14 protein-coding genes are annotated in these 20,476 nt (G+C 46.9%); 6 read left to right on the plus strand and 8 right to left on the minus strand.

Going from position 1 to position 20,476, the window contains the following annotated elements:
* The 8 genes from MHN09_RS09645 to MHN09_RS09680 form a co-directional block, all read right to left on the minus strand.
* Complete coding sequence (locus MHN09_RS09645) at positions 1-579, minus strand: YqaA family protein (RefSeq protein WP_014978237.1); 579 nt, start codon at positions 577-579, stop codon at positions 1-3.
* Positions 576-1,211: a protein-L-isoaspartate(D-aspartate) O-methyltransferase gene (locus MHN09_RS09650; protein WP_014948160.1), complete on the minus strand. Its 636-nt coding sequence runs from the start codon at positions 1,209-1,211 to the stop codon at positions 576-578. The genes MHN09_RS09645 and MHN09_RS09650 overlap by 4 nt, the downstream gene beginning before the upstream one ends.
* A gap of 80 nt (positions 1,212-1,291) precedes the next feature.
* Positions 1,292-2,377 carry a tRNA pseudouridine(13) synthase TruD gene (gene truD, locus MHN09_RS09655; RefSeq protein WP_014975597.1) on the minus strand — a complete coding sequence of 362 codons (1,086 nt, stop codon included), beginning with the start codon at positions 2,375-2,377 and terminating at the stop codon, positions 1,292-1,294.
* The gene (gene ispF / locus MHN09_RS09660; RefSeq protein WP_039217505.1) at positions 2,374-2,847 is read right to left on the minus strand and encodes a 2-C-methyl-D-erythritol 2,4-cyclodiphosphate synthase; all 474 of its coding nucleotides are present in this window, start codon (positions 2,845-2,847) and stop codon (positions 2,374-2,376) included. Before ispF ends, truD begins: the two co-directional genes overlap by 4 nt.
* A complete protein-coding gene (gene ispD, locus MHN09_RS09665; protein ID WP_239240416.1) occupies positions 2,847-3,608 on the minus strand; it encodes a 2-C-methyl-D-erythritol 4-phosphate cytidylyltransferase in 762 nt (253 codons plus the stop codon). Before ispD ends, ispF begins: the two co-directional genes overlap by 1 nt.
* Positions 3,609-3,613: 5 nt before the next feature.
* Positions 3,614-3,904, minus strand: a complete 291-nt coding sequence (gene ftsB / locus MHN09_RS09670) for a cell division protein FtsB (RefSeq protein ID WP_014948164.1) — start codon at positions 3,902-3,904, stop codon at positions 3,614-3,616.
* Between the two features lie 98 nt (positions 3,905-4,002).
* Entirely contained in the window at positions 4,003-5,718 is a 1,716-nt protein-coding gene (locus MHN09_RS09675) for a TIGR03545 family protein (protein ID WP_239240419.1), read from the minus strand.
* 334 nt (positions 5,719-6,052) lie between these two features.
* Positions 6,053-7,675 (minus strand): methyl-accepting chemotaxis protein, encoded by a 1,623-nt coding sequence (locus MHN09_RS09680; RefSeq protein ID WP_168462879.1) that lies wholly within the window; start codon positions 7,673-7,675, stop codon positions 6,053-6,055.
* A gap of 445 nt (positions 7,676-8,120) precedes the next feature.
* Between MHN09_RS09680 and putA the strand changes: the two genes are divergently transcribed.
* From putA to MHN09_RS09710, 6 genes are all read left to right on the plus strand, one after another.
* Positions 8,121-11,918 (plus strand): bifunctional proline dehydrogenase/L-glutamate gamma-semialdehyde dehydrogenase PutA, encoded by a 3,798-nt coding sequence (gene putA / locus MHN09_RS09685; protein WP_239240422.1) that lies wholly within the window; start codon positions 8,121-8,123, stop codon positions 11,916-11,918.
* 260 nt (positions 11,919-12,178) lie between these two features.
* Complete coding sequence (locus tag MHN09_RS09690) at positions 12,179-13,633, plus strand: efflux transporter outer membrane subunit (protein ID WP_239240425.1); 1,455 nt, start codon at positions 12,179-12,181, stop codon at positions 13,631-13,633.
* Complete coding sequence (locus MHN09_RS09695) at positions 13,630-15,108, plus strand: efflux RND transporter periplasmic adaptor subunit (protein WP_239240428.1); 1,479 nt, start codon at positions 13,630-13,632, stop codon at positions 15,106-15,108. The genes MHN09_RS09690 and MHN09_RS09695 overlap by 4 nt, the downstream gene beginning before the upstream one ends.
* On the plus strand, positions 15,098-18,325 hold the full coding sequence (locus tag MHN09_RS09700) for an efflux RND transporter permease subunit (protein ID WP_239240430.1): 3,228 nt from the start codon (positions 15,098-15,100) through the stop codon (positions 18,323-18,325). The genes MHN09_RS09695 and MHN09_RS09700 overlap by 11 nt, the downstream gene beginning before the upstream one ends.
* Positions 18,297-19,037 carry a response regulator transcription factor gene (locus MHN09_RS09705; RefSeq protein WP_039231913.1) on the plus strand — a complete coding sequence of 247 codons (741 nt, stop codon included), beginning with the start codon at positions 18,297-18,299 and terminating at the stop codon, positions 19,035-19,037. Before MHN09_RS09700 ends, MHN09_RS09705 begins: the two co-directional genes overlap by 29 nt.
* Entirely contained in the window at positions 19,031-20,380 is a 1,350-nt protein-coding gene (locus MHN09_RS09710) for a HAMP domain-containing sensor histidine kinase (RefSeq protein ID WP_239240432.1), read from the plus strand. Before MHN09_RS09705 ends, MHN09_RS09710 begins: the two co-directional genes overlap by 7 nt.
* The last annotated feature ends 96 nt before the right edge of the window (positions 20,381-20,476 follow it).

The following is a 20,476-nucleotide window of genomic DNA, read 5'->3' on the forward strand; positions in this document are numbered from 1 at the left end:
TCATCGCAATAGTAAATAAGCGAATATTGCGAGGATGACTACTCCCCATCCAAGCACTTCTACATACTGCCTTAGCTTTTGCTCCATGGCTGCGCCCCCCCAGCGCATGAGTGCTGCGACCAAAAAGAAGCGTGCGCCTCGACCAACAGCAGATGCCAGTACAAATGGCAAGAAGGCCATTTGCAAGAAGCCAGCACTCACAGTGAAAATTTTATAAGGGATAGGTGAGAAACCAGCAAGAAAAACTACCCATACGCCGTAGTCTTTAAACCACTGCATTGCCGTGTCTATTTTGTGGGTATACCCCCAGCTCTCGATAAGCGGAGCCAGCCAAGCATCGAAAGCAAAGTAACCAAGCCAATAGCCAGCTATACCGCCCAAAATCGACGCGATGGTCGTAATAAAAGCGAACTGCCATGCTCTAGTAGGCTGGGACAGTGCCATTGGCGCAAGCATAACATCAGGTGGAATAGGGAAGAAAACCGACTCTGAGAAGCTTAACCCGCCCAAATATTTGGTTGCGTGACGATGTCTCGCCCAGCGTAACGCCATGTCATAACATGGCTCAAAAAGCTTCACATTAGCTCTCCTGCTACAAGGGGAACAAATCGGACCGATTCAATGGTCGATGTTTTTAGTTCACCTTCAATCCTATCAATACACAGTAACGATTGTTGCTCGTTACCTACGGGAATAATCAACCGCCCGCCTTCTTTAAGCTGATCGCACAAATCCTGTGGAAGACTTGCAGCGGCGGCGGTGACAATAATGGCATCGTAAGGGCCCTTGGACGCCCAACCTTTCCAACCATCGCCGTGTTTCATTGCAATATTGTGAAGGTCGAGCTGATTCATTCGACGTTTCGCTTGGAACTGCAATGATTTAATACGTTCAACACTGAATACTTTGGCAAAAAGCTGCGCAAGAATAGCGGTCTGATAACCTGAACCCGTGCCTATTTCTAAGACTTTCTCGGGTTTATTAGGGCTATCTAGCAGCAACTCTGTCATTTTCGCAACAATATAAGGCTGCGAAATGGTTTGGCCTTGACCTATTGGCAATGCCGTATTTTGATAGGCCTTATGTTTCAGCGCGTCGGGTAAAAAGCTTTCCCGCGGCGTACCAGCAATGGCGTTCAATACTGCTTGCGAACGTATTCCCTCGTTATAAAGCAGTTGTGCTAACGCGTCTCCTTTTCTAGAAGCTCTCATGATGTTGCGTACTTTCCTTTATTCTTATCCACAGCCACGCGAGGTTTAGTCTGTTGCGCGCCACGCTTTCTCAATACTCTTTACACCCTGTTAATTGGGGACAAGGTTTCCACGCACTCTCTAAGGACTGAGGTTGCAAAGCAGCCACTTGGAAGCGCAAACGAGATAGTAAATGTATCACCCTTACTCTGCCATTCAAGCTGTGAAGGCCAAATTTTTATCGCGCGACGCTCTTGTTCGAATCCGCACTGGCTTAAAAAGTCGATAACTTCACTATTTTGCTCTGCAACAGATTGCTCAAGTGCTAGTGTGTCAGCTTGCGTAACAAGTTCACCTTTACCCCACAGCGGTGCTGAAGGGCATACGTCTTTGGCATTAAAACGACGTTGTGCGTCTTGCTGCTGCTCAGAGCCGTCGGAACCTTCGTTGATGAAAAAGCTGTTAGAACCTGAAAGCACCAGCGCATCGCCGTGAGTGACCTTGTCGAACATGTCTTTTTCTAAGCGTGCAGAAAGCATTTCATTAAATAGCCAGCTGCGCAGTGCAGAAAGCGCCATGGAACGTTTGTTGCGGTGTCTGATGGTTTCACCGTTTACCATTCGCTCGGCCATTACCAGGTTTCCACCGCGTTGCACTTCACCCATGTCATTTAAGCGCATTACGCCAAAGCGTTGTTCGCCGTAATAGTTCGGCACACCGTGCTTTTCAATTTCTTGAAGACGCTCTTCAATGGCCTCAGGATGCAGTACCTGGCGCAAGGTAATCGTAAAGTGATTGCCTTTAAGCTGACCCGTTCGCAACTTTTTATTGTGACGCATTTGCTTAAGCACTTTAACGCCTTCTAGTTCAAAGTTGCTGAAGTCGAAGTCAGGCTTACCCGGCGCGTGAATACCAAACCACTGTTGCGTTACCGCGTATTTGTCTTTGCGACCAGCATAGGTAATCTGGCGTAATGGAAGGTTAACGAAACGGGCTAGCTGCTCAGCGACAAACGCGGTATTGGTGTTGGTTTTTTCAATAAATACAAACTGGTGCTCGCCTTCACCACAAGGGGTATAACCCAAATCCTCGACAACTTGAAAATCGTCGGCTTGGAATTTAAAAATACCGGTGGATACAGGTTTTGCGAAATAGTACTGCCAGTGGTCAGTGTGTAAAGGCTTCATAATTTTTCCAGTAGAACAACGGCGTGAGAGGCAATGCCTTCTTTACGGCCTGTATAGCCTAGCTTTTCAGTGGTCGTTGCTTTTACGTTGATGTCGTCAAGCGATACGTTGCAGTCTTGTGCAATAATCTCACGCATAGCAGCAATATGCGGCGCCATCTTAGGTGCTTGCGCCACAATGGTCATATCTGCATTACTTAAGCGGTAACCTTTCTCCCTAACTACATTGACAACGTGACGCAGCAGCACGCGGCTGTCTGCACCCGCGTATGCGTCGTCTGTGTCAGGGAAGTGCTTGCCAATATCACCGAGTGCTGCTGCACCTAGCATTGCATCACACAGTGCGTGTAGTAATACATCGCCATCTGAGTGAGCTAACAGTCCTTGCTCATAGTCGATACTGACGCCACCTATTGTGATGGGGCCTTCACCGCCAAACTTGTGTACATCAAATCCGTGTCCAATTCGCATTATGATTGTGCCTTTTGATTTTTTGCGCTGTGGCTTTGAACTCTGTAGTTTTGAGCGTTCTGGCCTTGCGCGCTTAATTTTTGCTTAAGATAAAATTCTGCCAAAGGAAGATCGGCCGGATGCGTTATTTTTATATTTGCCGGACTTCCGTTTACCATGGCTACTTTGTAGCCTTCAAGCTCCATGGCAGAGGCTTCGTCTGTGATATTCGCGCCCTGTGATAAACCATTTTGAAGCGCGCGTTTTAGCAATGTTGCTGGAAAAAGTTGAGGCGTTAAAGCGTGCCAAAGACCGTCTCGGTCTTCAGTGTGAGAAATAACATTTGTTGAAGGTCTGACCCGCTTCATGGTGTCACGAACAGGGGTAGCTAGAATACCGCCAGAAACGTTATCACTGCTCATTAATTCGAGCAGTGCGGAAATATCGCTCTCTTCTATACAAGGCCTTGCGGAATCGTGAACCAGTGCCCAATCGTTCTCGCCAAGTGACATAAGCCCGTTCAATACACTATCAGCGCGTTCCTTTCCGCCATCTACAACGCGAATGGGTTTTTCACGTAACTGATATTGATCAAAATACGCGTCACCTGGGCTTATCGCTACGATCACGTCATCGATTAACGGATGCTGTAGCAGCGCGTCAATAGTGTGTTCAAGAATGGTTTTACCATTTAAGGTGAGGTATTGCTTTGGGCGGTCAGCCTGCATTCGGCTGCCAACTCCGGCTGCGGGGATAACCGCAACAACGCGGGGCGATGTCATTTTCTTCACTTAGAATCTGCGGGCAAAATACGGTAGAAGGTTTCTCCCTTTTTAATCAGACCGAGTTCATTTCGGGCTCTTTCTTCAATGGCTTCTAGACCAATTTTTAAATCGCTAATATCAGCTTTAAGTAGGGCATTGCGCTGAGCGAGGTTGGCATTTTGAAGGGCTTGAGAGTGAACTTCTTGTTTTCGGTTGAAGTAATCGGGAATACTATTTTTTCCAAACCATAGCCTGTATTGCAATAGACCAAGCAGTACTATCAATACAATGGGAAGCCATTTACCTTGCAACACAGATTCACCTGACAATGTGGTTAAGCGGAAAAAAGCAGAGGCTCTTCGCCTCTGCTGTGTCTTATTATGCCGCGAAGCAGCGTCGAGTCAAAGGCGCATTATTCACCTTGGCCCAATTTTCCCTTCAATTTATCAAACAGCTTACTTTTTTGCTGCTCAACAACGTTGTTAAGTTGAGCTTGAAGCAGCTCCTGAAGGGCGGCACTGTCGCCTTGGGCTGCGCTAAGCATACTGTTTACGTCAACAAGCTCGCCTGATAGCAATGATTGTTCGTTACTTATCATGCTGTTGAGTTTGTTGTTTAATTCATCCAGCTTGTCTTTTTGGCTGGCAGTAAGCTGTGAAAGCGCCGCTTTAGCCAGCTTATTATCCAGATCAGACTTAATGTTAAAGCCAGGGTCTGAAAGCGTGCCGTCTAGCAGCATCGTCATGTTTAGGCTGGTTAACGTTTGCAGTGCCTGCGCAATAGCACTGGTGATATCACTGGTGCCAGTTGCTTCCATAACGAGCTGCTGAAGGTCAACTTCGCCCGTACCGGTAAGCATGTTATCAGTGACTTTCATCGATCCATTGGTTTTCATCAGCGCTGATTTAAGCACCGCATTTAGTGTTTCATTACCGCTAAATGAAATGTTAGACATATTCACACCGGCTAGCTGCCAGACTTGGCTAGCGTCAACCCCGTTGCCGTCAATCCAGAATTCACCGCTGGAAGTAAACGACTTTAGTAACTCGCCCGCTGCTTCAATAGTAAAGGTGGTGGGGTTACCGAATACTTCGTGAACGTTTGTAATGTTGTTCCATTTGCTGGTGATAGATTCATTTTGCCAAAGCACTGATACATTGGCTTCTTTCACCAAAATCGACGGCACTTCAGTCGGTGCTTCACTTTTTTCTTCACCTTGAATGAGCGGCATAACAATTTGCATTGCTGCCATAAGGTACTCAGTGTATTCCGCCGCTTTGTCGCCAAACACAAAGTAAGTGACTTGAGAAAGTGCCGCTTGGTCACCTGCAATTACCCCTTTCAGCAACGCGTAATCTTCTTGTGGCGCTTTCTTAAGTGCTTCAACACTTTCACTAAGGGCTTGTTTGGCATCGCTCGCTTTTTCCGTGAAATTGCTAATAAGCGCGCGGTCTGCCTGCATTTTTTCTTTCAACTTATCAAATGAAGACTTTGCCTGTACCAAGGCTTGAGGGTCTTTGTAGTTCGTTTCTTTTAGCTGGGCTACCTGCGTTTTGTAGTACTCAATGCGCGACTTATCAGGTAAAGATTCATAGTCGTCTTTCAAACCTTTTCCATAGGTTTCGTAGGCAGACTTTGCATTTTCAATGGCAGCAGTGGTTTTTAGTGGATTGCGGGCGAGAAGTTCGTCAACCGTAGGCACGGCTTCTTTGGCTTTTGCTTTAATTTCGTCAAATGACAGTGAACGTTCTGGAACGCGATACACTTCACCTTCAGACTCGCGCTGTGTATCGAACTGCACTTTCAGTAAATCAAGGTTGTTTACGATAACTTGATCATCTAACAGTGGCTTTAGCTCAACGTCTGCGTGAGCTTCGCCTACAAAAACTTGGTTGTGAGTAGGTTTTGTGGGGTTGGTGAGTGCAATACCTTTCAGCGTAACAGTTGTTGGAAAAAGAGAGTGGTCGAACTCGTCGATATTCACTTCTGCTCCATAGGATTCGCCCAGCTTCGACTCAAGAATAGATTTAATGATGGTATTGGCGAACAGGAAATACACCAAAAATAGCAACACGAAAAAACCGACAACCCATAATAAAATAGGCTTACCCTTTGAACCACTGCTCATATTCAACTCCTTGATTTTTTGCGCGTCTGGCTTTTATTGCGCATAAGTCACTACTTCGGTGGCTAGTATATGTTCAATTAAAAGTAATCGACCAACCGCCACTTATGGTGTCTCTGAGTGTAATGCACTCAGGTCTTTTCTTCCATACGCAGAAGGTAGGTGTATTGATTAAACTATGTGAGCTTTTAAACAACTTGACGTAAGAGAAGCAAAATGTGGCAAAGTTTACTTTTTTAAAAGAAAATTATCGGGAGCTTTGGAGTAGTAGTAAAGGGAGCCTGCTTCTCAATGCTTTGCAGCAAAGCGCAGCAGGCTCGTTGAAATGTAAAATGCTTTAAAGCTTAAAGCGGTTCGCAATGTCCATTATTGCTAAACAGCTTGCGCGTAACGCTTGGCTCGCAGCTGCTAATTCATCTGCCGTTCTCAAGCTACTATCAGCAGCACCTGACAGTGCATTGATGCGCATATTCGCTTCGGTAGCGGCTTCCGCTTGCTGCTCGGTAGCCCGCGCTATTTCACTACTCATATCTGCAATTTCAGTCATTAAGCGATCAGCTTCTTGCAGATTTTGATTCGCCTGTATAGCGTTGTCTACCGTTTTGGTTGACGCTGACTGGCTTACTTTTACTGCATCTACTGCGCTTTTGGCATTACTTTGCAGCTCTTCTATCATCGCTTGGATTTCATCGGTACTTTGTCCGGTTCGACTTGCCAGTGTACGCACTTCATCAGCTACGACGGCGAAACCTCGTCCTTGCTCGCCAGCTCGCGCTGCTTCTATAGCAGCGTTAAGCGCCAGTAAGTTAGTTTGTTCGGCAATGCCGCGAATCACATCAAGTACAGCACCAATGCTTTCAGTCTGCGCAGCAAGTTCGGTAACAGCGCTACTTACGCTTTCAATATCAGAGGTAAGAGAGCGTATATCGTTTACGGTACTATCCACAACCGAGGCGCCGTTTTGCACGTTACCCCGCGCGCTGCTGGTACTTTTTTCTGCAGAATCTGCGTTATTGCTAACCTCATTTATCTGCGTTGTCATCTCTTCCATGGCAGCGGCAACTTGAAGCATATTTTCATTTTGCGTCTGTGCCTGAGCGTTACTATTTTTACTTGATGTTTCTACAAGTTCTGCTTGCTGGGTCAGTGAATTAATATTCTCACGGATCCCCAACAGCGAATGGCGCATTTTTTTGGTATATTCATTAAAGTAGCGTGCCAAACGCGTTACTTCATCTTGGCCAGTTTCAGGCAACGAGCGGGTGAGATCACCTTCTCCTTGTGAGATATCCTTCATTCGCTCACTTACTTCTTGAACCGGTTTCACTATGCTGCCGCCAATAACATAAACAAGCACCACAACTAGCACTATGCTAACCAGACAAAACACCGTAATCACATTGCGAAGATGAGCAAATTCTTTTTCAAGATTGGTAAGGTAGATACCAGAGCCCACTGTCCACCCCCACGGCTTGAACTCTTTAACGTAGGAAATTTTGTCAGTAGGTGACTCTTCACCGGGAAGCGGCCAGACATAATCGACAAACCCTTCACCTTTCGATTTCACTTTTTGCGCCAACTCTATAAAGAAGGCTTTGCCGTTCCCGTCTTTAAAGGTTCGTAAATCTTGACCGTCAAGGGCGGGCTTGATGGGGTGCATAACCATAGATGGCGTTTGGTCTTGGATCCAAAAGTAGTTGCTGCCGTCGTATCGTAGCGCTTTGACGGCCTCTAACGCCTGTTGCTTAGCGGTTGCCTCGTCTACGTCGGTACGCGCCGCGAAGCTACTGAGCATGGTATGAACCACCTCGACCAGGTGCTGATTTTCATCATAAGACTTTTGCTTTAATGCTTCGTAGTGCCTGTTTAAAACAACGGCAGTAAGAAGTACAAATAACAGCGTAATTAGGGCAACGATAATGCCCAAACGTTGAATTAAACTGAATTTTCTTAACCACATCGGCAAATACCTATCTATTTGTATTTTTGTTTTTTTAAAGTGTAGACGGTTTTTTATTAACCGCTTTTTATTACGATTAAAAATACACCATATATAGACGAGCTTTACTACGACTTTAGAAGCAAATCGCTCACCGCTTTTGTACTAAAAAATAATGCGGTATCAACAGGCTAAAAAATGTCATCTAACGCACTGAATACGTAGCTTGACAGAGAATCAAAAAAACTTTGCTGGTAGGGGCTTGGCAGGGCGATTTTGTGTGCTACCATCCGCGCAAATTTGGCACTGTCGTGATCTTCATCCAAAAGTATAAAGTTAAAAGAAGAACGACAGGTCAACGCAGGGTTTCGACTTTGCTTGTTTTTTAGCCGCTTCCATGTAACCGTGAGCAGTCTTACACGGCGGGAACGCTTTTTGTTACAGCTATTTCTATGAAAGGGTTGCAATGCTCATTAACGACACACTTCATACAACTTCACCCCTACGCCAGCGTATAAGAGACTACTATCGCATTAGTGAGTCGGTGGCTGTGGATCAAATCCTTCCCATTGCCGAGGTAAACCCACGTGCACGAAGCCGTGCATGGGAACGCGCACGAAAGATGGTGCTTCAAATTCGCCGAGAGCAAGAAGGGCACGGTGGTGTTGACGCATTATTAAATGAATACTCGCTATCTACAGCAGAAGGTGTGGTATTGATGTGCTTGGCTGAAGCCTTGCTGCGTGTTCCAGACAAAGCCACTCAAGATGAGCTTATTCGTGACAAACTGTCTCAGGGACAGTGGACACCTCACTTGGGGAATTCAGAGTCGTTATTTGTTAACGCATCGGCGTGGGGCTTGTTATTTACGGGCAACATGGTGAACTATGCCGACAAGCGCAAGAAAGAACAGTTCGGCTTGTTAAAACAAACCCTTGGCCGCTTAGGTGAACCTGTTATTCGCCGCGCTATGAACATTGCGATGCGCGTTATGGGTCGTCAGTTCGTTATGGGCGAAACCATTGAAGATGCGGTAGATCGCGCCAAAGAGAAAGAAACCAAAGGGTACGTATATTCTTACGACATGCTAGGCGAAGGCGCACGTACTATGCGCGACGCTGAGCGTTACTACGATGCATACGTAAAAGCAATAAAAGTAATCGGTAAAGCGGCTAACGGACGCGGTCCTAAGCGTTCACCGGGGATCTCGGTAAAGCTTTCTGCTATTCACCCACGCTTTGAATTTTCTCACCGCGAACGCGCCATGGCAGACATTCCGCCGCGCTTGAAAGCGCTGTGTATGATGGCGAAAGAATACGATATCGGTTTAACCGTAGATGCGGAAGAAGCTGACCGTCTAGAGCTTTCTCTAGACATTATTGAAGCTGTATTTCGCAATGAAGACTTGAACGGTTGGACAGGCTTTGGCTTGGCCGTACAGGCCTACCAAAAACGCGCAATCCACGTTATAGAGCACTTACGTGAACTTACCCTAGAGGTAGGTCGTCCGCTAATGGTGCGTTTGGTTAAAGGTGCCTATTGGGATACTGAGATTAAGCTTACTCAACAAGCGGGCCTTGAAGAGTTCCCTGTATTTACCCGTAAGTCGTCAACAGATGTGTCATACCATGCCTGTGCGAACCGTCTACTTGAGTATCGCGACACCATTTACCCGCAGTTTGCGACTCACAATGCCTACACTGCGTCTGTTATTGTTGAGCTTGCTGGTGACGACAAAGAAGGTTTTGAGTTCCAGTGTCTGCACGGTATGGGCGATACCCTTTACGATCAGGTGGTAACACAGGATAAAATTCAGTGCCGTGTTTATGCACCGGTAGGTGAACACGAAGACTTATTGGCCTACCTTGTACGTCGTCTTCTTGAAAACGGCGCGAACTCGTCGTTTGTAAACGCTATCGTTGACGATGAAAAACCGGTTGAGTCTTTGCTTGAAGATCCGGTAGAGAAAACACAACGCCTGAAAGTACGCTATAACAAGTTAATCAAAACCCCACGTGGGCTGTATGCGCCAGAGCGCGATAACTCGCGTGGTCTAGACCTTACCGACACCAATGCGGTAACGGCGCTTAAACACGAACTTGAACGCTGGCAGGATTACTACAAAGTGACCGGTGAAGTGCCAGAAGGTGCGACAGCGGTACTTAGCCCAACTAACCACAACGACGTGGTAGGTTATCACCATTACGCTACGCCTGATGATATGCGCAAAGCATTAGATGAAGCCGAAGCTGGGTTTGAAGCATGGTCTAAACGCGATGTAAGCGAGCGCGCTGAAATACTTAATCGAACAGCAGATGCGCTTGAGCGCCACATGGCTGAGCTTATCGCTATCTGTATGCGTGAAGCCGGTAAAGTAGCGCAAGACAGTATTGATGAAGTGCGTGAAGCCGTTGATTTCTGTCGCTACTACGCGGCGCGTGCAGAAGAGCTTGCTGAAGATCAACGCTTACTTCCTCGTGGTGTTGTGCTTTGTATTAGCCCGTGGAACTTCCCACTAGCCATCTTCTTAGGCCAAGTGGCAGCGGCACTTGTAACAGGTAACACGATTATTGCTAAGCCTGCTGAACAAACCAGCATTATTGCGCAGCGAGCGGTAGATATTATGCACTCGGTAGGCCTGCCAGAAGATGCATTGAAACTTATCGTATCGCCAGGTAAAGAAGTGGGCGAAACCCTTCTGCCAGACGAGCGCATTAAAGCGGTAATGTTCACAGGTTCAACGCAAACCGGTACGTTAATTTCTCAAGTACTTGCAGAACGTGGTGGCGAACAGGTGCCATTGATTGCAGAGACCGGCGGTCAAAACTGTATGATTGTTGATTCAACTGCACTGCCAGAGCAGGTAGTTGATGACGTGATCCACTCTGGTTTCCAAAGTGCCGGTCAGCGCTGTTCAGCGCTTCGCGTATTGTTCGTACAAGATGAAATTGCTGATGACCTTATCGAAATGCTAACCGGCGCCATGAAAGAGCTTACCGTTGGTGATCCAACGCAGCTTGCTACCGATGTTGGCCCTGTGATTGACGAGAAGGCGCTTAAGAGCCTGACCGATCACCAAGAGTACATGGAAGATAAAGCTAAGCTGCTTTATCGCAATGAAATGCCAGCAGGCTTCGAAAACGGTACTTTCTTTGCGCCGACCTTGTATGAAATCAAAAACATCGATGTGCTTGAAAAAGAAGTGTTTGGCCCTGTAGTGCATATTGTTCGCTTTAAGTCGAAAGACCTTGATAGTGTGCTAGAGCAAATCAATGGCACAGGTTACGGCCTAACTATGGGCATTCACTCGCGTATTGAAGAGCGTGCTAACGAGCTAGCAGCGAAGAGCCGCGCGGGTAACGTGTACATTAACCGCAACATGATAGGCGCTATTGTTGGCGTTCAGCCTTTCGGTGGACGTGGATTGTCTGGCACAGGTCCGAAAGCGGGTGGTCCTAACTATCTGCCTCGCTTAATGATGGAACGTGCCACACCTAAGCCATCGCATATTGATGATGTAGACGGTACTGATGCAGCGCTTGTCGGTGATGAAAAGATTGCCGAGCGTGCGCACGTAATGATGGATAAAGCGAAAGCGGTAGAAGTGCAGTGGCGTCATACGCCGTTGAATGACCGTATTTCTATGGTACGTCAGCTTCTGGCAAAAATTGCGAAAGTGGACATCGTTGACGAGCTTGCTGATGACTTGAACCGTACGCTTGCGACGGCGCGTCAGCAGTTAACCAGTGTTGAACGCAAGCTTGCCAAGCCTCAAACCTTGCCGGGGCCAACAGGTGAATCGAACAAGCTTTACCTAGAGCCTCGCGGGATCTTGGTGTGTTTTGCCGATAAAGAAGTAACCTTTGAATACTGGTTACTGTCTATTGTGACCGCGCTATCAACGGGTAACCCGGTAGTATCAGTTGTGTCTGAAATCTTCTATGAAGAAGCAGTAGAAATTCAAAACAAGTTTGAATCTACTGGCGCACCAAAAGGCTTATTCCAGGTAGCGCGTCTTGCGCATCTAGATACCTTGCTAATGGATGAAGATTTATCTGGCGTGGTGGTCGACTCTGGTACAGAGCGTACTGCGCGTATTACAGCAATGCTGTCATCTCGCGAAGGCGCTATTTTGCCGGTTATCACAGCTGAATATAACGATAACCTTATTCAGCGTTTGATGACCGAAAAAACCATCAGTATTGATACTACGGCATCAGGTGGTAACACATCGTTGATGACCCTAGTTGAAGATGATGAATAAGCGGTAATACTTGCGGTAAATACCGACTTTGCAAGATAGCGATTTAATTGAGAGCTATCTTCACAACATGTCATTCAAAGGCCAGCGCTAAGCTGGCCTTTTTAATACCTTATTCCTACCTTTCTCATTTATTTCTAATTCCTTGCTCTTTCCTTAACCGGACCTTAACCCTGCGTTTGAAATACTCGTGTCAGTTAATTTAAAAAAGCTGCGCATAGACCTTCGAAAGTAGCCTGTGCGCCAAATAATAGGCACAAGTCATGGGCAAGATAAAACTGACGGTAAATAGCATTACCCTTTGCATTTTGCTGTCTGCATGTACAAGTACTGATGACAGAGCGTTGAGCGAATCGGCATCGTCGTCAACGGGTAACAACGTTGTGTGGCAGTCTCAAGCACGGCAACAAGAATCAACACAAACCTTGCTGCTGAATTCGGACACGACGTTAACCGATGTCATTGATATCAAAGAGTTACCCCACTTAGCTGGTTACATTGATGAAGCCTTGTCTTCTAATGCTAGTCTGCAGCAGTCGTTAATAACGCTTAGAAAAGCACAAGTAGCCATTGATAGTGCAAAAGCGGATAGGAACCTTAATGTTGACGCGAGCTTCTCTGCGTCAAAAAGTGAAACCACCAATAGCAGTGCATCTACCAGCTCAAATACCAACTCCAGTACGAGCTCTAATTCGAGCAGTCCGAGCTATAGCGCGAGCATAAATGTCAGTTGGGAGCTGGACCTATGGCAAAAAATCAGCGATGGAATAAGTGCAGCAAACTTAGATGCAGCAAGTGCCAGAGCCAGCTATCAGTCTGCCAGAGATTCTCTGGTCGCTAACGTAGTAAGAAGCTATATCGACGTACTCACTCAGCAGCAATTACTGAATATTGAGCAGTCTCGGTTAACGGTACTAGAAAATAACGAAGCCGTTATTTTAAAGCGCTATAGCACCGGGCTGGGAAGCCTAGACGATTTAGATACTGCGCGTACAAGCAGTGCAAATACTCGCGCTACTATTGCCCAATATGAAAATGCACTTTTAACAGCAAAGCGCACGTTGGCCGTACTCTTAGGCAGACAAAACCAATCGCTAAACGAGCTCAACACTCAAGTTAGTTTTCCCGACGTGTTATTGCCGCTAACAACATTGCCGAAACAGGATCTGGCACGTAGACCCGATCTTCAGGCGGCCTTTTATGCGTTAAAAGCAACAGAGTTTGAAGTCGATGTGGCGTACAAAGCCCTGTTGCCAAGCATTAGCTTGTCTGCATCCCTTTCTGATAATGCCTCTACACCTTCACAAGCTTTGTTTACTAACCCTTTATGGAGTTTGCTTGGGCAGATGACCGCGCCACTGTTTCAGGGGGGCGCTTTAAGGGCGCAAATTGAAGATGCAAAGCTAACCTCAGCCAATGCCTGGTGGCAGTATCGCGAAACGTTATTAACGGCGGTACAGGAAACCCAAAATGCGCTGGATAGCGAAACCGCGTTGAGTGCTCGAATTAGCCACACCAACGTGGCGTTAGCGAATGCAGAGCGCAGCGTCTCTACCATTGAAGGTCAATATCGACAGGGCCTTGCTGACATCTTGGACTTACTTTCAGTATATGAAACGCGCTTTAACTTACAAGCTCAGGCAGTTGAGCTGCACGCCCAGAAATTACAAAACCGAATTGACTTAGGCCTAGCCCTTGGCCTTGGAGTGTCACAATGAGAAACAAACGAATTATTGTAACCTTACTCGCCGCTGCAAGTATTGCGCTAGCGATTATGTATACCATGATGAATATGGGCGCCCAACATCCCGGCGCAAAACCGCAGACCGAATCAAAGCCAACGTCTCCAGCAATTTCCGCGAATACTGAGCAACCACAAAATGCCGCTCAGGCAAAGAAAACTGCAGGTGGTGAAAGGCCAGCAGCATTACCTGCTGCCGATAGCGGTGTGAACAGGCTTAACAAGGCAAGCGACACGTCATCAGTGAATACCACTAATCGCAGCCCAAAGGGAGAACAAAGCGGCAATACTCAGCTGGCTCAAGTAGGCGTTATTGATGTAACCGCCGACAGCTATAACGCTAAGGTGAGGGGGTATGGTCAGGTTGTTCCGCAAGATAGCTTGAGCTTAGTCGCACAGGTTAGTGGTCAAGTTACTGATATATCTTCGTCTTTTAAAACTGGTGCCCTAGTGGCAAATAACACGGTATTGGCACGTATTGATGACACCAACTATCAACAGGCGTTAGCAAGTGCAAATGCTACCTATCAAGCGGCTGTGGTAAGTCTAGAAGAAGAGCGATTACAGGGTATTCAAGCGAAAGATGAATGGACACGTTCAGGGCTTGATGGTGAACCTTTATCGGCATTAGTACTGCGTGAGCCACAGCTAAAGGCGGCTCAGGCCACTTTGGATGAAGCCGAGCAAAGTGTAAATTCAGCCAAGCGAGATTTGGCGTTTACCTCGTTACGTGCACCTTTTAATGCATTGGTGGTCAGCCGTGACATTGCGCTAGGGAGCTATGTTCAAGCTGGCAGTGCGGTCGCCACACTCTATTCTGCAGATATTGCCGAAGTGGCTATTGGCCTTTCACCTAGCCAATGGGCTCAATTACCTTCTGGTGATGAAACGCAGTTGTCTGGTGATACCTCCCTTAACTGGCCGGTAACGCTTACCGATACCACTACAGGAAATACCTGGGTTGCCAATATCGTTCGCGCTGAATGGCATCAAAGTGATACAACGCGTCAGCGTAACGCCATAGCGGTTATTGAAAAGCCGTTAGCATACTCAACGCCTCTTTTATTCGGCAGCTTTGTGCAGGCAGATATTGAAGGAAGAGCTCTCGACAATGTCTGGAAACTGCCGGCTTCTGCTATCTCGCAAAAGCAAGAAGTATGGTTAGTAATGCCATCTACCGGGCAGTTGGCAAAGTTCACGCCTTCGGTTCTGTTTGAAAGCGAAGGTTATGCCTACATCACCCCACCAAAAACCAGTGATGTTACGGGCGATATTGTGAGTAATGTTGCGGGTAAAATCCCGGGTAACGCTAGCGGCAACAGCATGTCAGAACAGGTTGGCGAAATACGCCAAGCGCTGGTGGTTGCACGCCCTTTAAACAGCTATCTGGTGAATACCAAAGTATTGCCTGTGGTGGAAGGACAAACAGGAGGGCAAGCCGATGACAAATAATCGAAACGGCGCGCCGTTTGACGGGGGCGAGAGTCCGAAAGGCAATAGGAATAGCGGGAATAACTCCCGGGGAATTATCGCTTGGTTTGCGCAGAACTCAGTAGCGGCCAATTTGCTCATGGTCAGCCTTATCGTGCTTGGCTTGGTTTCCATGAACGACATCCGCAAAGAGGCATTTCCAAGTATGGAGCCACGCTTTGTTACCATTTCAATGACATACGATAGTGGTGATCCTAAACAAGCAGAAGAAGGGATAGCTATCAAAATTGAAACCGCGCTGGAGGCAATCCCTGGGATTAAGCGAATTACGTCTACCTCGAACGCCAGCGGCGCCAGTGTGCAGGTAGAAAAGGAAACCGAATACGATTTAGACACGCTTTTCAACGACATCAAAACCGAAGTAGATAGTATTTCTAACTTCCCATCGGATGCTGAAAACCCTGTTATCAGCAAAGCACGCCGACAAGAACACGCTATTTGGGTGCAGCTTTATGGTGACGTCGATCACGCTTCGCTTCAATACTTGGGTGAGCAATTAGAGCGAGATTTACTGGCAACAGACGACATTCGCGAAGTCAGCGCAGGCAGCTTTGTCGACCCTATGATGTCTATTGAAATAGACGAAGGTAAGCTTCAAGCCTACGGATTAACGCTGTCAGACGTGGCTGATGCCGTTAACCAGGAGTCGAATACCGCGCTTACAACCAGCTTGCGCAACAAAGAAAAAGTGATTCGTTTAAAAGCGTCTGAACAGTCTTACTGGGCGAAAGATTTTGCCAACATCCCCCTCATTACCGATACCAATGGCGTCATACTCACCGTTGGCGATATTGCTACAGTGCGCGATATGTTTGCCGACGACAGCTATCACTTGTCACGTTACAACGGTACCAATGGCTATGGCATCCAGGTGCTTATGGACGAATATGGTGACGTAACAAAAATGGTACAGCAGGCTCACGAAGTAGTGGACGCATGGCACGAAAAAGGCTTGCTACCTGAAGGCGTAGAGCTTGAAACCTGGTATGACAAAAGCACGCTTATTACCGAGCGATTGACGCTACTTACCAGCAATGCGCTTATGGGCATTGTGTTGGTATTTGTTACTCTTGCCGTGTTTCTAAATTTACGCGTGGCATTTTGGGTGGCGGCTGGCTTGCCCTTTATCTTCTTCGGCACCTTGTACTTCATGACCGACAGCTATACGGGAATGACGCTAAACGAAATGACCACATTCGGTTTTATCATGGCCCTTGGCATTGTGGTGGACGATGCCGTGGTGGTGGGGGAAAGCGTGTACGCCACGCGTAAACAACATGGCGATACGCTTCAAAATACCATTTTAGGTACCCATAAAGTGGCGGTTCCCACACTGTTTGGTGTACTAACCACAGTGGCCACTTTTTTCGCATTATCGAACGTATCGGGCGGCTTAGGTACGCTTTATTCTCAGTTCGGCACTATCGTTACCTTGTGTTTGTTGCTGTCGGTGGTGGAATCGAAACTGATCTTACCTTCTCATTTAGCCCATCTGCCAACCAAGCAAAAAGCGCGGAGGGGATTAGGTGGCGTATGGAACAAAGTGCAGCAAAAAGCGGATGGTGGACTTCAGTGGTTTAACTACCGCGTGTATGAGCGCTTATTGAAAGTCACCGTAGCCTACCGTTATGCCGCTGTATTGTTGTTTATTGCCTTATTTGTCATTGTGGTTAGCCTACCGCTTACAGGTGCGGTAAGAGTAAGCTTCTTCCCCAGCATGCAGGGCGACACGGTTTCGGCCAATATGTCGCTTTACAGCGATGCCAGCTATGGACAGAACGAACGCAACTTAATGATGCTAGAGAAAAATGCGCTAGAGGCAGATCGTCAATTAACCCAAGAAAGTGGCGCAGATAAAAGTGGCATTAGCAGTTTGCAAGTAACGGCGAGTGGCGATCAAAGCGGCACAATCACCATTTCACTTGATGAAGACGCCTCTTATTCTCTTGATGAATTGTCGGCACGCTGGAATGCGTTAACTGGCAATTTAGAAGGCGTAAAAAGTCTAAAAATACGCTCACGCCGAGAGATGGTCGACGGGTTTAACGTTGAAATTAAAAGCATTAACGACGATACCCTGACGGCGGCTAACGATGCCTTTATTGAAGTACTTAACAATATCGATGGTGTATATGCAGTTGAGAGTTCGCTGACACCCGGCGAAGCCATGATGCGCTTTGAACTTACCCCCGAAGGACGAGCGTTGGGGTTGAATACGCAAAGCCTATCGCAGCAACTGTTAAAAGCATTTGGTGGCGAAATTGTTCAGCGCTATTTGCGCGATAAAAACGAAGTAAAAGTGCGGGTGCGTTATCCTGAACAAGACAGAATGAATCCGTCTGATGTAATGAACACGCAAGTGCGTCTGGACGACGGCACCGTAGTACCGCTTTCTGTAGTGGCTAACGTTATTCAAGATGTACAAGAAAAACAGGTGGTACGTATAGACGGCCTACGCGCCCTAACGGTTAGCGCGTCGGTGGATAGCGATGTTATCACCTCAACCGAACTGGTGAATTACTTAAACAACGAGTTTGTTCCTCAGCTATCGCGCCAGTATCAGGACTTATCGCTTTATTTTGCCGGTGAGGCTGAGCAGCAAGCTGAAACGCAAAGCTCCATGCAGAGCGTGTTTATATTAGCCTTGTTGTCTATTTTTGCGTTGTTGGCGATTCCGCTTAAATCCTACGTACAGCCGCTTATTATTATGACCGCCATCCCCTTTGGTATAGTCGGAGCCATTATCGGCCACTGGTCGAATGGATTAATGATAAGTCTGCTCTCGCTGAACGGCATATTGGCGCTTAGCGGTGTGGTGGTTAACGACAGCTTGTTGTTAGTTTCACGATTCAACGCTTTGCGAGAAGAAGGTGTGCCGGTGGAAACGGCAGTTATTGAAGCTTGTACCAGTCGCTTGCGGGCTGTGTTGTTGACCTCAATTACCACCTTTGTAGGCTTATATCCCATATTGGGCGAAACGTCGATACAAGCGCAGTTCTTAATTCCGGCAGCCGCGTCGCTGGGGTACGGTATATTGTTTGCCACCGTCATCACACTTTTATTAATACCCGCATTACTGTTAATTTATGACGATGTAAGACGTTTAATGGCAAAGCATTTGGTAAAACCTTTAACGGAGAATACGGCTAATGATCCGCGTGTTACTAGTGGAAGATGATATGGGCCTGGCGGGCAATATTATCGACTATTTAGAGCTTGAAGACATGGTATGTGACCACGCTGCAAACGGTGTAGCCGCGCTGTCTCTTATCCAAAAGCATCCGTTTGATGTTGTGGTGCTGGACATTAATTTACCGCGACTTGATGGCTTAAGCGTATGTGAAAGGGTGCGGGAAGACGGCAACGATACGCCTATTATTATGCTAACCGCCCGTGACCAGTTGGAAAACAAGCTAGAAGGGTTTCAAAAAGGCGCCGATGACTATTTAGTGAAACCGTTTGACATGCCCGAACTGGTTGCTCGCGTTTTCGCACTGGCGCACAGGCGTTCATCACAAGTGAAAAAGCTGCGCTTTGGCAACGTAAGTTTAGCAATGGGAAGCGACGTAGTAAGTGTTGAGAACGTGCCTATTAAGTTAAGCCCCACAGCATTTACGCTGCTAAAGGCATTGTTGCAGCAACAAGGAAAAGTTATGCCACGGGAGCGTCTTCTCGATGCGGTTTGGGGAGAAGATGCGCCAGAAAGCAATGCGCTTAAAGTGCATCTTCATAATTTGCGTAAATCACTGGTGCAAGCGAATGCCAGCATAGAGGTAAAAGCAGTAGCCGGCACAGGCTTTTGTGTGACGTTAAAACCAGAACAGTCTAGTTCAGTGCAAAGTACAAGCGCGGAACCAAAAAGTACAAATAAAGGAAACGATCAGTGGTAAATGGCCTTCGCATCAGCTTAAGACGCTACGTCTTGTGGTCGCTATTAAGTTTGGCCGCCGTAGTTATCGTGCTCTTTTCAATACAAAGCAGCGATAGCTTTTTCGATGGTATGGACGGCATGCTGAGAAATACCATGATACGGGCGGCAGAAAGCGCAGAGCTTGATGACAACAAGCATGCTCAAATTCTCGATTTACATGTTTTTGCGAACTACGAGAGTTTGCCTGACGAAGTGAAGCAGAGCTTTTCCAAAGAGAGCTTTATACCGTTTTCACTTATGAAAGATATCAACAAACCTGATTGGTTTTCCCGTCCTATTTCGGCTCACTTTGCCGTGTTAGTTCCGTTAGAAAATGGAGAATCGCGATACGTTACCCAAGTGTTTGTCGCGCCACCTTCTGACGGCAAAAAACACTTTAGAATAAACCATGTTATTTACAGCGCCATTGTGGGCGTAGTTGCACTGGTTTCGTTTTTTGTCGCCTTGCTTTTTCTTATGCGCAGCGTGTCTCGCCCCATAGAGTCATTGCAGAGGTGGGCGGCGTCTTTGGATGAACAAGAGCTCGATAAGCCTATCCCGGAGTTTCGTTATAAGGAACTTAACGCGCTAGCAGGGATGATACATGGCAGCTTGCAAAACGTGCGCAATATCCTAAATCGAGAACGGGAATTTGTTAACCACGCGAGTCACGAGCTTAGAACGCCGATTGCCGTCATTAGAAGTAGCGCGGCATTACTGCACAGAGTGATCGATAGTGAAAATACTAAAGGCAATAACGCGCTTGCGCGGGTGGATCATGCCTCAAAAACCATGGCAGATTTGACCGAAACTCTACTTTGGTTAGGAAGAAATGAAGAAGCAGCTTTACCCAGAGAAAAGGTTAATCTTAAAGCAATGGTTGAGGCTCTAAGCCAAGATTTAATGTATTTGCTGTCGGGAAAAGACGTGAGTGTGCAGCTGCAATTGAGCGATTGTGAGTTAACGCTTGCGAAAACGGCGAGCGAAATTGTGATAGGAAATGTGATTCGAAACGCTTATCAGCACACGCAGCAAGGAAAAGTCACAATAAGTCTTTCAGATGCAACGCTCACCGTGCTCAACGAAGAGGACGGCCTTGAAGAAGAGGCGCTTAACGAAAAAGGCCAAGCGACTTTATCTGCGCCGACTATCAGTGAGTTAGATGGCGGATTTGGAATAGGGTTAAAACTCATTGATAAGCTTTGTGCGAAGCTTAAATGGGGTTATGCACATGAGAGGATAACAGCCCGAGGTTCACATGATGACCAAGGTGATGTTTCTCGTATGAAAAGAGGATATAGAGTGGTGCTTACGGTACGATAATAGGCGCATATAACTCATCAAAGTGTTTGCACTTTGTCACTTCTAATCTGTTTACCGAAACAAGCCCAATAAAAAACGCCGATGCTAACATCGGCG

The organism is Alteromonas sp. MmMcT2-5 (assembly GCF_022348315.1).
In the GTDB taxonomy this organism is placed as follows: Bacteria; Pseudomonadota; Gammaproteobacteria; order Enterobacterales; family Alteromonadaceae; genus Alteromonas; species Alteromonas macleodii.